Source organism: Massilia sp. Masssp93, assembly GCF_059491295.1.
Genome location: NZ_CP168502.1, coordinates 3,522,604 through 3,536,576 on the forward strand (window position 1 = coordinate 3,522,604; position 13,973 = coordinate 3,536,576).

General features: G+C 63.1%; 13 protein-coding genes and 1 tRNA gene. 3 read left to right on the forward strand and 11 right to left on the reverse strand.

The annotated features are described in order from the left end of the window. The first annotated feature begins 134 nt into the window (after window positions 1-134). Window positions 135-950, forward strand: coding sequence for a Crp/Fnr family transcriptional regulator (locus ACEN9Q_RS14185; RefSeq protein WP_056435664.1), 816 nt, complete (start codon window positions 135-137; stop codon window positions 948-950). Here the strand turns inward: ACEN9Q_RS14185 and ACEN9Q_RS14190 are convergent. The 11 genes from ACEN9Q_RS14190 to ACEN9Q_RS14240 all read right to left on the reverse strand — a co-directional run bounded on the left by ACEN9Q_RS14190 (window position 904) and on the right by ACEN9Q_RS14240 (window position 11,883). Then, on the reverse strand, window positions 904-2,526 hold the full coding sequence (locus ACEN9Q_RS14190; RefSeq protein WP_495625034.1) for a CHASE3 domain-containing protein: 1,623 nt from the start codon (window positions 2,524-2,526) through the stop codon (window positions 904-906). The genes ACEN9Q_RS14185 and ACEN9Q_RS14190 overlap by 47 nt on opposite strands. Window positions 2,527-2,740: 214 nt before the next feature. Continuing rightward, the gene (locus ACEN9Q_RS14195; RefSeq protein WP_036228513.1) at window positions 2,741-3,373 is read right to left on the reverse strand and encodes a response regulator; all 633 of its coding nucleotides are present in this window, start codon (window positions 3,371-3,373) and stop codon (window positions 2,741-2,743) included. A gap of 179 nt (window positions 3,374-3,552) precedes the next feature. Further along, window positions 3,553-3,957, reverse strand: a complete 405-nt coding sequence (locus ACEN9Q_RS14200; protein WP_056435669.1) for a MerR family transcriptional regulator — start codon at window positions 3,955-3,957, stop codon at window positions 3,553-3,555. A 24-nt stretch (window positions 3,958-3,981) separates the two neighbouring features. Then, window positions 3,982-4,359 (reverse strand): integration host factor subunit alpha, encoded by a 378-nt coding sequence (locus ACEN9Q_RS14205; protein ID WP_056435672.1) that lies wholly within the window; start codon window positions 4,357-4,359, stop codon window positions 3,982-3,984. Between the two features lie 154 nt (window positions 4,360-4,513). Further along, the gene (pheT, locus tag ACEN9Q_RS14210; protein WP_495625035.1) at window positions 4,514-6,940 is read right to left on the reverse strand and encodes a phenylalanine--tRNA ligase subunit beta; all 2,427 of its coding nucleotides are present in this window, start codon (window positions 6,938-6,940) and stop codon (window positions 4,514-4,516) included. A 36-nt stretch (window positions 6,941-6,976) separates the two neighbouring features. Continuing rightward, window positions 6,977-8,005, reverse strand: a complete 1,029-nt coding sequence (pheS, locus tag ACEN9Q_RS14215) for a phenylalanine--tRNA ligase subunit alpha (protein ID WP_056435678.1) — start codon at window positions 8,003-8,005, stop codon at window positions 6,977-6,979. A gap of 135 nt (window positions 8,006-8,140) precedes the next feature. Next, window positions 8,141-8,500, reverse strand: a complete 360-nt coding sequence (rplT, locus tag ACEN9Q_RS14220) for a 50S ribosomal protein L20 (RefSeq protein WP_056135339.1) — start codon at window positions 8,498-8,500, stop codon at window positions 8,141-8,143. Window positions 8,501-8,525: 25 nt separating this feature from the next. Continuing rightward, complete coding sequence (gene rpmI, locus ACEN9Q_RS14225) at window positions 8,526-8,723, reverse strand: 50S ribosomal protein L35 (RefSeq protein ID WP_056135342.1); 198 nt, start codon at window positions 8,721-8,723, stop codon at window positions 8,526-8,528. A 329-nt stretch (window positions 8,724-9,052) separates the two neighbouring features. Beyond that, the gene (gene infC, locus ACEN9Q_RS14230; protein ID WP_267874918.1) at window positions 9,053-9,604 is read right to left on the reverse strand and encodes a translation initiation factor IF-3; all 552 of its coding nucleotides are present in this window, start codon (window positions 9,602-9,604) and stop codon (window positions 9,053-9,055) included. A gap of 26 nt (window positions 9,605-9,630) precedes the next feature. Then, window positions 9,631-11,541: a threonine--tRNA ligase gene (gene thrS, locus ACEN9Q_RS14235; protein WP_056435684.1), complete on the reverse strand. Its 1,911-nt coding sequence runs from the start codon at window positions 11,539-11,541 to the stop codon at window positions 9,631-9,633. Window positions 11,542-11,806: 265 nt separating this feature from the next. Continuing rightward, window positions 11,807-11,883, reverse strand: a tRNA-Val gene (locus tag ACEN9Q_RS14240). A 102-nt stretch (window positions 11,884-11,985) separates the two neighbouring features. On the opposite strand from ACEN9Q_RS14240, the gene ACEN9Q_RS14245 reads away from it, so the two are divergent. Together ACEN9Q_RS14245 and ACEN9Q_RS14250 are read left to right on the forward strand one after the other, a co-directional pair. After that, on the forward strand, window positions 11,986-12,897 hold the full coding sequence (locus ACEN9Q_RS14245; protein ID WP_056435686.1) for a cation diffusion facilitator family transporter: 912 nt from the start codon (window positions 11,986-11,988) through the stop codon (window positions 12,895-12,897). A gap of 85 nt (window positions 12,898-12,982) precedes the next feature. Continuing rightward, a complete protein-coding gene (locus tag ACEN9Q_RS14250; protein ID WP_495625036.1) occupies window positions 12,983-13,969 on the forward strand; it encodes an NAD(P)/FAD-dependent oxidoreductase in 987 nt (328 codons plus the stop codon). The last annotated feature ends 4 nt before the right edge of the window (window positions 13,970-13,973 follow it).

Consider the following 13,973-nt stretch of genomic DNA (forward strand, 5'->3'; position numbering starts at 1 on the left):
ATGGAACCTACATGGGGGCGACAGCTAGTCTTATGTTCGGCAAGAGACTATGGCATTAATGTACACACATCGCGATGAGGAAACCCATCCAAGCAATCGCCCCAGTGATGTATGTCAGAGATAACGAGGAAAATATGAATAACGCCCAACTCGGTAACGCCGCTCAGAAGAAAGCGCAATCGGTGAATCAGATCCCCTCGACCAGCGAAGAAATCAAACTGGCCGCCCGACCGGTTGTGAGCTACAGCGGCACCCAACAAAACGAGTTGCTCGCGGCCCTGCCGCGCCAAGACCTGGAAAGCCTGTTTGAGCACCTGGAACTCGTTCCCCTGCCCTTCGGCAAGGAACTGTTCGAATACGGCAGCAAGCTGGAATACGTCTACTTCCCCACCACCGCCATCGTCTCCCTGCTGTACGTGATGGAAGACGGCGCGACGACGGAAATCGCCGTGGTCGGCCACGAAGGCGCCGTCGGCGTGTCGCTGTTCATGGGCGAGCGCGCCACCTGCAGCGCCGTCGTCCAGAGCGCCGGCTACGGCTACCGCCTGAAAACGCAATACCTGCGCGACGCCTTCAACAAGGGCGGCGCCCTGCCCCAGCTCCTGATGCGCTACACGAACGCCCTGTTCGCCCAGATGGCCCAGAACGCCGTCGGCGGCCGCCACAGCTCGATCGAACAGAAACTGTGCCGCTGGCTGCTGGACCGCCTGGACCGCTCGCCGAGCAACGAACTGAAAGTCACGCAGGAACTCATCTCGATCATGCTGGGCGTGCGCCGCGAAAGCATCACGGCCGCAGCCGGCAAGCTGCAGGACGAAGGCCTGATCCAGTACCGCCGCGGCAATATCACCGTGCTGAACCGCCAGGGCCTGGAAGACTATGCGGGAGAGTGCTACAAGGTCGCTAAAAGCGAGTACGACCGTCTGCTGATGGATGTATCGCGCGCATGAGCGTGGCGGCATCCCTGCCTGCCGTCACGAGCGGCGACTGGGCCTGGGCTGCCCGCAAGTGTTGATGTAATTGATGGTCGGTCACGTCGGTATGTTCCGGTCCGGTATCGCTTGCCGGCGCCTCCGATCCAGCCACGGACAGCGCCGCAATATCCAGGGCACCGCCTGACGCGGACCCACCGGAGTCGAAGCCCGGCGCGACCACGGGAACGCAGGCGTGGACAGCGGTTCCGATCCCGTTCACGCCGCGATCCACCCGCAGCGTCCCTCCCAACAGCAGCGCCCGTTCACGCATCCCCAGCAGACCATGCGACTTGGGACGGCGCATCGCATCCGGCGGGATGCCGACGCCATCGTCGCTGACTTCCAGCGTGAACGCCTCGCCTTCGCGCGCCAGGTGCACCACGACGTGGCGGGCCTGGGCATATTTGGCGATATTGTTCAGCGATTCCTGCGTGATGCGGAACAGCGCGATCGCCTGCGTGGGACCGGCGCCGTCGACGTCGCCCTCGATGAGCGCCTCGCAATCGACGCCCGTCGTGCGGCCGAAATCCTCGCAATAACTTTGCAGCGCGGCGGACAGGCCGAGGTTGTCGAGCAGGCTCGGGCGCAGGTCTTCGACGATGCGGCGCTTCAGCTCGACCGTCTCGATCAGCGTGGCGCGGGCACGGGCCAGCGTGGCGGCCTGGGCCGGATGCGTGATCTTCAACTGGTCGCCCACCGTCGCCAGGTGCAGGCCGATGGCCGTCAGGTTGGCGCCCATCTCGTCGTGCAGTTCGCGCGCCAGTTTGGCCTTTTCTTCTTCCGACACACGGATCAGGTGGCGCGACAGTACGGACAGCTGCTCCGTGCGCTCCGCCACCAGCAATTCGAGGTGGTCGTTGGTCTGCTGCAGGGCGCGTTCGGCGTTCAGGCGCGCGCGGAAGCCGCGCCGGATCAGGTTATAGAACAGCACGAGCACGACCAGCGCCGCCACGTTGATGCCGAGCCCGCGCAGCGCGGCCAGCCGGTAGCGGTCGTAGAACACGGCGCTGCGCGCCGCCAGCAATTCGTTCTGTTCGCCCGTCATGATCACCACCTGCAGGCGGATCTCGTCCATGTGGGTCTTGTCTTCCTGGGTCTGGGCGATGGCGACGATGTCGCTCAGGCCGCCGTGGCGATACACGTCGAGGCCCTGGTTCATCAGGTTGATGCGGCGGGTGACGAGTGTTTGCAGCTGGGCCAGGTTCTTCAGCTGCGACGGGCTGTCGGCCAGTTGGGCCTTGAGACTGTCGAACTGGCCGTCCAGCTCACGTTCGGCCGTACGCAGCGGACCGAGATAGGTTTCCGACCCCGAAAGGTAATAGCCGCGCAGACCGCTTTCCGCATCGGTCACGAGCAGGTTCAGGTATTGCAGCTTGGCCGTCACGCGATCGGCCTGGGCCTGGCGCGCGTTGGCAGTCTTCAGCCCGTCCAGGTTGCGGACCAGGCTGACGCCGTTGAGGACCAGGATCAGGACACACACGACACACAGCAGGGTCTGGTACAACGGAAGGCTGCGAACCGGCCTGAACTTGGGGTCGGTGGTAAAAAACATCCTCGGTCGTTCCTTTCGCGCAGCTTGGCCTGTCCGAGTCATTATAGACTGGGAAAAGTTGCCATGGAGTTCGATTAGGCGTGCGGACGAGAAAATGTGGCGGGATGACGACGCGCAATTAACAATCCTGCACAGCAAATGACAAATTGCTAATACAGTTGCAGGCGCATGGGCAGCCACGCGCGGGCGCGCGGCTGCCGCCTGCCTGCCCTGCTCAGTCGAGCAGGTTGTTTTTCATGGCGTAGTACGTCAGGTCGCTGTTCGACTGCAGCCCCATCTTTTCCATGATGCGAGTACGATAAGTCGAGACCGTCTTGATCGACAGCGACAGAGCATTGCCGATGTCGGACACGGTCGCCCCCTTCGCCAGGCGGAGGAACACCTGGAATTCGCGGTCCGACAATTCCGTGTGCAGCGCGGTGTTCGGATCGCGATCGAAACTCTGGGCCAGCAGTTCGCCGACCTGCGAGCTGACGTAACGGCGGCCCTGGTACACGGTACGGACGGCCGTCTTGAGCTCGTCGGCATCGCATTCCTTGTTCAGGTAGCCGTTGGCCCCCATCTTGAACAGGTTCAGCGCGTATTGCTGGGCTGGATAGCCGGACAGGATCAGGACCGGCAGATTGGGCTGGCCCTGGCGAATGGTGCGCAGGATATCGATGCCGCTCTGATCCGGCATGGCGATATCCAGCAGAAGCACGTCGCAAATCTCGCGGCGTGCGATATCGAGGGCTTCGCGTCCTGTCGCGCCTTCGGCAACGACTTCGAACTCGCCCGACGACGAAAAAATCTGTTTGAAACCTGCTCGAACTATCTGGTGATCGTCACAAATGGCAACGCGTATCATTGTCTTCCCTTAAGTTTTCCCGATACAGGAAAGAGCCGAGGCTGACACCTCACGCCTCCGGTCAGGTCATGCGTTTGAGTCAGCAAACTGCAAGTGACATTTTAGCACCTCCGGGGTGCAGAACAATAGGAGCGCACGCCTGAGCTGGCTGCGTCGACCGCTGCGCGTCGGCGAGCCGGTCAGGCTGGCGGCGAGCCGTGCTTGAGCAGGGAGAGAATCGCGTGCAGCTCGGCACGCAACGCTTCCGGCTCGATGGTCGGCACGGCCGGCGGTGGTGGTTCCGGCAATGCTTCGGCGTCGTGCTGGCTCCGCCCGTCCAGGCGATTGCGCGCACCGCTGATGGTGAAGCCCTGCTCGTACAGCAATTCTCGGATGCGCCGGATCAGCAGCACTTCGTGGTGCTGGTAATAGCGGCGGTTTCCACGGCGTTTGACCGGTTTTAGCTGGGTAAATTCCTGCTCCCAGTAGCGGAGCACGTGCGGCTTGACCCCGCACAACTCGCTGACTTCACCAATCGTGAAATAGCGCTTGGCCGGGATCGGCGGCAGCACGGTCGGGTCCATCTTGTTCGGTCGGTCGTTCATCGCTCACAAGCCTTGACGGCTTTATCAGGCGGCCCGCGCCAGGGAAGGACGACCCGGGCTCCCCGGATTACCCGGGTTCGCCTCTTCGACCATGCCCTTGAGTTTCTGGCTGGCGTGGAACGTCACGACGCGGCGCGCCGTGATGGGGATTTCTTCCCCGGTTTTCGGATTGCGGCCGGGGCGCTGCGGCTTGTCGCGCAACTGGAAGTTGCCGAAACCGGACAGCTTGACCGCCTCGCCGCGCTCGAGCGCGTTGCGGATTTCGTCAAAGAACGTCTCGACCATGTCCTTGGCCTCGCGCTTGTTCAGGCCGACCTGCTCGAACAGCAGTTCAGCCAGCTCCGCCTTGGTCAGGGTCGGCAACGCCTTTTCCGCTTCCTGCCGTACCCGGGCCACCTGCATCGCACGATGCAGATCGGCGGCCAGCGCTTCCTGGAGCACGGCGGAATCAACGTCGTTGTTGTTAATTTTAAGCCCTACCTTGTTCTGGATTTGTGATGGGGGCTCGAGAAACCGAGGCGGTTTCCCGATGCCCCTGTCAGGCATGTCGCCCTTATTACGAACGCAACTTTGCGCCGTGTTTTTGTTGCGCCGAGGCTGCGAGCGCGGCCATGATGGCCTCGACCGCATCGTCCTGCAGCGTCGATTGAGTATCTTGCAAGCCAAAGCGGAAAGCAAGACTTTTTTCATCTTGTTCCAGACCCTTGCCGCGGTATTCATCAAACAAAACAACGGCTTGCACGAGTTTGCCGAGCGGGTTCGACGCCAGTTCCGACTGGAAAGCGTCGAGCAGCGCCTGGGCCGGCACGTCCTGTTTGACGACCAGCGCCAGGTCGCGCGTGGCACCCGGGAACTTCGAGATTTCGGCGTAGCGCGGCACGTCGCGCGCGCGCAAGGCGTCGGCGTCGATCTCGAACAGTACGGGCGCCTGCGGCAGGTCGTACTTCTGCAACCAGCGCGGATGCAGCTCGCCGACGATGCCGACGACCTTGCCGTCCACCGCGACGGACGCGCAGCGGCCCGGATGCAGCGCCGGGTGCTCGGCCTTGCTGAATCGCACGGCGCGCGGCGCGAACAGCGCTTCCACGTCGGCCTTGACGTCGAAGAAGTCGACGGCGCGGGTCGGCTGCCCCCACTGCTCGTCCGCGGCGGGACCGTAGGCGATGGCGGCGACGCGCTTGGGCTGGTCGAAACCGGCCACGGCCAGCGGGCCGTCCTGCGCCTGCGGGTTGCGCAGGAAGACGCCGCCCACTTCGAACACGCGCACGCGGCCGGCCTTGCGGTTCAGGTTGTAGCGAACGTTGGCGACGAGGCTGCCGATCAGGGTCGAGCGCATCACGCTCATCTGGCTCGCGATCGGGTTCTGCAGGCGGATCGGATCGGTGTTGCTGGCGAAATCGGTCTCCCACTGCTGCTCGACGAAGCTCATGTTCACCACTTCCTGGTAGCCGAGGTCGGCCAGCTGGTGGCGGATGGCGAACAGCGAACGGGTGCTTTCCGGCTCGATCAGCATCGCCGACGGCGCCACGGGCGGCAGCGTCGGGATGTTTTCGAAGCCGTACACGCGGGCCACTTCCTCGATCAGGTCTTCCTCGATCTCGATGTCGAAGCGGTACGACGGCGCCGTCACGTGGAACAGGCCGTCCTCGCGTTCGAACGGCAGGTGCAGGCGCGTGAAGATGTCGGCCACCATCTCGTCCGTGACGGGCACGCCGATGACTTTCGCGGCGCGCGCCGTGCGCAGGGTGACCGGCTTGCGCTGCGGCAGGTTCGGCGCCTGGTCGTCGACCGGGCCGATCTTGGTCTCGGGCGTGCCGCAGATCTCGACGATCAGCGACGTGATGCGCTCGAGGTGCTCGACCGTCGTCGCGTAGTCGACGCCGCGCTCGAAGCGGTGCGCGGCATCCGTCGAGAAGTTGTAACGGCGGGCGCGGCCCTGGATGGCGTTCGGCCACCAGAATGCCGCTTCCAGATAGATATTCGTCGTGTCGAGGGAAACGGCCGTCGAATCGCCGCCCATGATGCCGGCCAGCGACTCGATCTCTTTCTCGTCGGAGATCACGCCGACCCAGTCGTCGACGTCGACCGTGTTGCCGTTCAAGAGCTTCAGGGATTCACCCTTGCGGCCCCAGCGCACATCCAGGCTGCCGTGGATCTTGTCCAGGTCAAACACGTGCGACGGACGGCCGACTTCCAGCATCACATAGTTCGAGATGTCGACGAGGGCCGACACCGAGCGCTGGCCGCTGCGCTCGAGGCGGCGCTTCATCCATTCGGGCGTCGCCGCCTTCGCGTTCAGGCCGCGGATGACGCGGCCCGAGAAACGGCCGCACAGGTCCGGCGCGGAAATTTTCACGGGCAGGACTTCGTCCGTGTTCACTTGCGCGGGGCGGAATTGCGGCAGCACCATCGGCACGCCGGTCAGGGCCGACACTTCGCGCGCCACGCCCAGCACGGACAGGCAGTCGGCCTTGTTCGGCGTGAGCTTGATCGTGAATTTCAGGTCGTTCAGGCCGAGATAGTCGCGGATGTTCTGGCCGACGGGCGCGTCCGCCGGCAGCTCCATCAGGCCGTTGCTCTCTTCCGAGATTTTCAGTTCCTTCGCCGAGCACATCATGCCCTGTGATTCCACGCCGCGCAGCTTGCCGACCTTGATCTCGAACGGCTTGCCATCCGCACCCGGCGGCAGCACGGCGCCGGCTTGCGCGCAGATCGCTTTCATGCCCGCGCGCACGTTCGGCGCGCCGCAGACGATGTTCAGCAAGGTGCCGGTGCCCACGTCGACCTGGCACACGTTCAGGCGGTCCGCGTTCGGGTGCTTGGCCACTTCCTTGACCTGGGCCACGACGACGTTGGAGAACGGCGGCGCGACCGGTTCGACCTCTTCCACTTCCAGGCCGAACATCGTGAGCAGGTGCGCGAGTTCGTCCGAATTCATCTTCGGATCGACCATGGAACGGAGCCAGTTTTCAGAGAATTGCATATTCGTTTGCCTTGGTGTTTATCGGACGTGTGCTGCTTAGTTGAATTGCTTCAGGAAGCGAAGATCGCCTTCATAAAACAGGCGCAAATCGTTGATCCCGTAGCGCAGCATGGTCAGGCGCTCCAGGCCCGAACCGAACGCGAAGCCGATGAATTTTTCCGGATCGAGTCCGAAATTGCGGACGACCGTCGGGTGCACCTGGCCGGCGCCCGACACTTCCAGCCAACGGCCCTTGAGCGGACCGGAACCGAAGGCGATGTCGATCTCGGCCGACGGTTCCGTGAACGGGAAGTACGACGGGCGGAAGCGCACCTGCAGGTCGTCCGTCTCGAAGAATGCCTTCACAAAATTGAGATACACGCCTTTCAGGTCGGCAAAGCTGATGTCTTCGCCGATCCACAGGCCTTCGACCTGGTGGAACATCGGCGAGTGCGTGGCGTCGCTGTCGACGCGGTACGTGCGGCCCGGTGCGATCACCTTGATCGGCGGGGTGTGCGTGCGCGCATAGCGCACCTGCATCGGGCTCGTATGGGTGCGCAGCAGCAGCGGCTTGCCGGTGCTGTCGTTGCCTTCGATGTAGAACGTGTCCTGCATCGAGCGGGCCGGGTGGTTTTCCGGGCTGTTCAGCGCCGTGAAATTGGTCCAGTCCGTTTCGATCTCGGGGCCGTCGGCCACGTCGAAACCGATCGAGCGGAAAATCTGTTCGACCCGCTCCCAGGTCCGCATGACAGGGTGGATGCCGCCCGTCGCACGGCCGCGGCCCGGCAGGGTGACGTCGATGGCTTCCGCGTTCAAGCGGGCGAGCAGTTGCGCATTGGCGAGATCCTCGCGGCGGGCCGTCAACGCCTGTTCGATTTTTTCTTTGGCGGCGTTGATCAGGGCACCTTGCGCCTTGCGCTGATCGGGGTCGAGCTTGCCGAGGCCCTTCATCAGTTCGGTCACCTGGCCGGTCTTGCCCAGGTATTTCGCTTTTGCGTTTTCCAGCGCGGCAGCGTCTTGTGCGGCGCCAAAGTCGGACTGGGCCGACGTAACGAGTTGTTCCAGCGCGAGGTTTGCGAGATCCATGCGTGTTCTTTTCCTATTGATGGCGGGAGGCGCCAGAAACAAAAACAGGGCATCGGTCGTGAAACCTTTGCCCCGTCCTTTGCGCATCGGCCACCCCGGGGCGGCGCGATGCTGGTCTTGCGTTCGCTGTCTGAATTAAGCAGCCAGCTTTGCCTTGACGGTGTTCACGATAGCGGCAAAAGCCGGCTTGTCGTTGACAGCCATGTCGGCCAGGACTTTACGGTCCAGTTCAATCGCGGCTTTCTTCAGGCCGTTCATGAATGCGCTGTAGGTCATGCCGTGCGAACGCGAAGCTGCGTTGATACGGGTGATCCACAGTGCGCGGAAAACGCGCTTCTTGTTGCGGCGGTCGCGGTATGCGTACTGGCCAGCGCGCATGACGGCTTGCTTGGCAATACGGAATACTTTGCTGCGGCGGCCACGGTAGCCTTTGGCAAGCGCAAGAACCTTCTTGTGACGGGCACGTGCAGTAACCCCACGTTTTACTCGAGGCATATTAGCTCCTTAGTGTGATGTGAGATTAAGCAGACGGCATCATGCGGTAGACGCTCTGGACGTCGGACGCATTGATGTTGCGGGTGCCACGCAGCTGGCGCTTGTTCTTGGTGGTCTTCTTGGTCAGGATGTGACGCTTGAACGCCATACCCGATTTGACGGTACCACCCGGGCGCACGCGAAAACGCTTTTTCGCGGAGCTTTTGGTTTTCATTTTCGGCATAGTCTTCTGCCCTCTTACAGGCAGCCTCATATGTGACAGGATTGCAGGTGGCAGCAACGCTGCTCTTGGATGCCTGCTTTCACTTGTCTCTGCAGCGGAAGCGGGTCCACTACAGTCTTGCTTCCCGTGCCGTTGAGCATGGGAACCGCAGATTCTAGCACAGTTTTATTGGCCTGGTGGGTTCGGGGAGCCCACCCTACGGCAATTTCAATCCCGCGACGACGTCAAAATGGAATAGGCCAGGCCCGGGCCGCGGGCGAACCCGGGCCCGGGCCTGGCCCGGCTTGACTGTCACGGCGAGATCGAACCCGCGGCGAAGCGGCGAAGAATTATTTCTTCTTCTTGGGCGCAACCACCATGATCATCTGGCGGCCTTCCAGTTTCGGAAACTGCTCGACCTGGCCATACGGCTCGAGGTCGCCGCGCAGGCGCTCCAGCATGCGCTGACCAATATCCTGGTGAGCCATCTCGCGGCCACGGAAGCGCAGCGTGATCTTGGTCTTGTCGCCTTCTTCCAGGAACTTGATCAGGTTACGCAGCTTGATGCTGTAGTCACCCTCGTCCGTACCCGGACGGAACTTGATTTCCTTGACCTGGATGATTTTCTGCTTCAGCTTCGCTTCGTGCGCTTTCTTCTGCTCCGAATACTTGAACTTGCCATAGTCCATCAGGCGGCAGACCGGGGGAACCGCGTTCGGCGCGATTTCCACCAGATCCACGTTCGCCTCTTCAGCCAGACGAAACGCGTCGGCCAGGCTCACAATGCCCAGCGGTTCGTTGTCTATCCCGTTCAAACGCATTTCCGGATAGTTGATTTCGCCATTGATGCGATGTCCCGACTTGTCAGTAGCTATGTTGTTTCCTTTGAAAGTAAGATGGATAGTGCCGTCTCAAGGCGTCAGCTTGATCACTTTGCCTTGGATGCTACCTCGCCTTGGAGGCGTTCCAGCAGCGCATCGACCGACATGACGCCAAGGTCGACATTGCCGCGAGCGCGAACGGCCACAGTGTTGGCATCCCGCTCTTTATCGCCGACAACTAGGATGTACGGCAGTTTTTGGACGGAATGCTCCCGAATTTTATAGGTAATCTTCTCGTTCCGCAAATCAGCGTGAACACGCAGGCCGGCCGCCTTCAGCTTCGCTTCGACTTGTTTGACGTAGTCGGCCTGCGCATCCGAGATGTTCAGGATGGCAACCTGGACCGGCGCCAGCCACAGCGGCAGCGCGCCGGCGTAGTTCTCGATCAGGATGCCGATGAAGCGCTCCATCGAGCCGACGATCGCGCGGTGCAGCATCACGGGCACTTTGCGGGAATTGTCTTCCGCGACATATTCAGCGCCGAGACGGCCCGGCATCGAGAAGTCGACCTGCATCGTGCCGACCTGCCACGGACGGCCCAGGCTGTCCTTCAGGTGGTACTCGATCTTGGGACCGTAGAACGCACCCTCGCCCGGCAGCTCGGTCCAGGTCACGCCGCAGCCGCGCAGCGCGGAACGCAGCGCTTCCTCGGCCTGGTCCCACACCTCGTCGGAACCGATGCGGTTGTCCGGGCGCAGCGCGATCTTGACGTCGATGTTCTCGAAACCGAAGTCCTCGTACACCTTCATCGCCTGGGCGTGGAAGGCAACCACTTCGGGCGCGATCTGCGCTTCGGTACAGAACACGTGGCCGTCGTCCTGGGTGAAGCCGCGCACGCGCATCAGGCCGTGCAGCGCGCCCGACGATTCGTTGCGGTGGCACTGGCCGAATTCGCCGTAGCGCAGCGGCAGGTCGCGATAGGAACGCAGGCCCGCGTTGTAGATCTGCACGTGGCCCGGGCAGTTCATCGGCTTGAGCGCATAGGTGCGGTTTTCCGACTCGGTCGTGAACATGTTTTCACGATAATTGTCCCAGTGACCGGTCTTCTGCCACAGGGTGACGTCGATGATCTGCGGCGCCTTGACTTCGTTGTAGCCGGTGACCTGGTAGGTCTTGCGCATGTATTGCTCGATCTGCTGCCAGATGGTCCAGCCTTTCGGATGCCAGAAGATCAGGCCCGGCGCCTCGTCCTGGAAGTGGAAGAAGTCCAGCTGCTTGCCCAGCTTGCGGTGATCGCGCTTCTCGGCCTCTTCCAGCATGTGCAGGTATTGTTCCTGGTCTTCCTTCTTGGTCCAGGCGGTGCCGTAGACGCGCTGCAGCATCTCGTTCTTCGAATCGCCGCGCCAGTACGCGCCGGCCAGCTTCATCAGCTTGAACACCTTCAGCTTGCCGGTCGAGGGCACGTGCGGGCCGCGGCACAGGTCGGTGAACTTGCCTTCGGTGTACAGCGACACGTCCTCGTTCGCCGGAATCGACGCGATGATCTCGGCCTTGTAGTCTTCGCCGATCGATTTGAAGTACGCCACGGCTTCGTCGCGCGGCAGCACCTTGCGCGTGACCGGCTCGTCCTTCTTGGCGAGCTCGGCCATTTTCTTCTCGATGGCCTGCAGGTCGTCCGGGGTGAACGGACGCTTGTACGAAAAGTCGTAGTAGAAGCCGTTGTCGATCACGGGGCCGATCGTGACCTGCGCTTCCGGGAACAACTCCTTGACGGCATAGGCCAGCAGGTGGGCGGTCGAGTGGCGGATCACGTCCAGGCCTTCCGGGTCCTTGTCCGTGACGATGGCCAGGTCGGCATCGTTCTCGATCAGGAACGAGGTGTCGACGACCTTGCCGTCGACCTTGCCGGCCAGCGCGGCCTTGGCCAGGCTCGGCGCGATGCTGGACGCCACCTGGGCGACCGTCACCGGACCTTCGAATTGACGGCTCGAGCCGTCCGGGAGGCGAACATTCAACATTGTGAGCTCCATCGGCGCCATGCGCCCGTTGCGTTTATTAAGTTTGATACTGGAAAATTCTGGACGAAAAAAAACGCGCACCAGGCGCGTTTTTTCAGTGTCGTCGAGCTCCGGTCGTTTTCCGGACAAAAGCACACCCTACCGCGTCTAGCGATTCCCCCACAACGTCGTTGTAGTTCGCGGTGTCATAACCGTTTGTGCCTTTCTCGCTCTTACTGACGACAAGAGCGGAAAACCGAAGTTCCCCGCATTGTCTTTTGTGTTCTGGTGGGCGGTGCAGAATTCGAATCTGCGACCCCTTGGATGTCGACCAAGTATTCTAACCAGCTGAACTAACCGCCCGTATGCCGCCATTATAAGGAGTCGGCCGGATATGCGCAAGGTGGGGACGGCGCGGGCGCCGTACCGGTATACTCCCGCCTGTTTCCTTTCATTCCATCCTACATGTCCGACCAGTCCGGCTCCTCCGCCCACCTCCACGCCCACCTCGACGGCGACGCCCGCCATGCCCACACGATCGAAGGCCGCAGCCAGAAAGCGATGGCCATCGCGCTCGGGCTGACCTTGCTGTATGCGGTGGTCGAGGTCGTCAGCGGTTTCATGTCGAACTCACTCGCGCTGATCTCGGACGCCGGCCACATGGTGACGGACGCCGCCGCCCTCGGCCTCGCGCTGCTGGCGCAATTGATTGCGCGCCGGCCGCCGTCGGCGCGCCATTCGTTCGGCTTCGTGCGCGCGGAAGCGCTGGCCGCCTTCGTCAACAGCCTCGCGATGCTCCTGCTCGTGGGCTGGATCGTGTACGAGGCCGCGCAGCGTCTCGCGCACCCGGAATACGTGGCCGGCAAGACCGTGCTGATCGTGGCCGGCATCGGCGCCTGCATCAATATGTCCGTCGCGTGGGTGCTGTCGCGCGACGAGCAGAGCATCAACACCCGCGCGGCCCTCGTCAACGTGCTGGGCGACCTGCTGGGTTCGATCGCCGCCATCGCGGCCGGCGCCGTCATCCATTTCACGGGCTGGGTGCGCATCGACCCGATCCTGTCGATCTTCGTGTCGCTGCTGATCCTCAAGTCGACGGTCGGCATCCTGCGCGAGTCCTACCACTTCCTGATGGAAGGCGTGCCGCACCACATCGACTACCTGCAGATCGGCGCCGACATGGCCGCCATCGCCGGCGTGCGCTCCGTGCACGACCTGCACGTATGGGACATGTCGCCCGGCGAGCCCGCGCTCATCGGCCACCTGGAAATCGACGACCTGAACGCCTGGCCCGCCATCCTGCGCGCCGTGAAGGAGATGCTGCGCGACAAGCACGGCATCGAGCACGTCACGCTGCAGCCCGAGGCCGTGCACTAGTCCGACGTCCTGTAAGCCGCTTCCGACCCGGCCTCGGGGCACACGCCGATAGCCCAGCCGCACGCACCATGTGGATAATCGGCCCATGCCTACCCCATCCGATCTCGCCACCGCCAAGGTTTACGACACCCTGATCGTCGGCGGCGGCCCGGGCGGCCTCACCGCCGCCATCTACCTGCGCCGCTTCACGCGCAACGTCGCCCTCGTCGACAAGGGCAACAGCCGCCTGCGACTGATCCCCGTCTCGCACAACTATCCCGGCTTTCCGGAAGGCGTGCCCGGCCACATCCTGCTGGGCAACCTCACGACGCAGCTGGCGCGCTACGGCGGCAGCGTGATGCCGGGCGAAATCAACGGGCTGCGCATCGAGGACGGCCTGTTCGCGGCCGACTACGTGCCCGAAGGCGGGGACGACGCCGTCACGATCCGCGCCCACACGGTGGTGCTGGCGACGGGCGTCACCGACACCGGCCTGCCGGTCGAGAACTGGCGCGAAGCCATCGCGTTCGGGTCCGTGCGCCTGTGCCCCGTATGCGACGGCTTCGACGTGATCGACAAGCGCATCGCCGTCGCGACGGCGGCCGTGAACCCGGTCGGCCACGCGCTGTTCATGCGCACGTTCAGCGCCGACGTGACCCTGTTCGAACGCGGCTCGCCGTCGATGCTGAGCGCCGACGACCGCCGCCGCCTGATTGCTGCCGGCGTGCGCTACGTCGATTCCCCGCTGCTGTCCGTCACGCTCGATGCGGCGATGAAGCCCGTGCTGCACACCGACGACGGCCGGGCCCACGAGGCGGACGTGTTCTATCCGATGCTGGGCGAGACCGCGCGCTCGGGCCTCGCCGCGGCGCTGGGCGCACGCACGGCGCAATGCGAGGAGATCGTCGTGGGCGAGCATCAGGAGACGACGGTGCCCGGCCTGTACGCGATCGGCGACGTCGTCGTGGGATTGAACCAGATCGCGGTCGCGACGGGCCAGGCCGCGCGCGCGGCCGTGCGCATCCACAACCAGCTGCCGCCCGCGCTGCGGCCGCCGGCGCAAGGTCCGGCCGCCCTGCGGACCACGTCGTGATCCG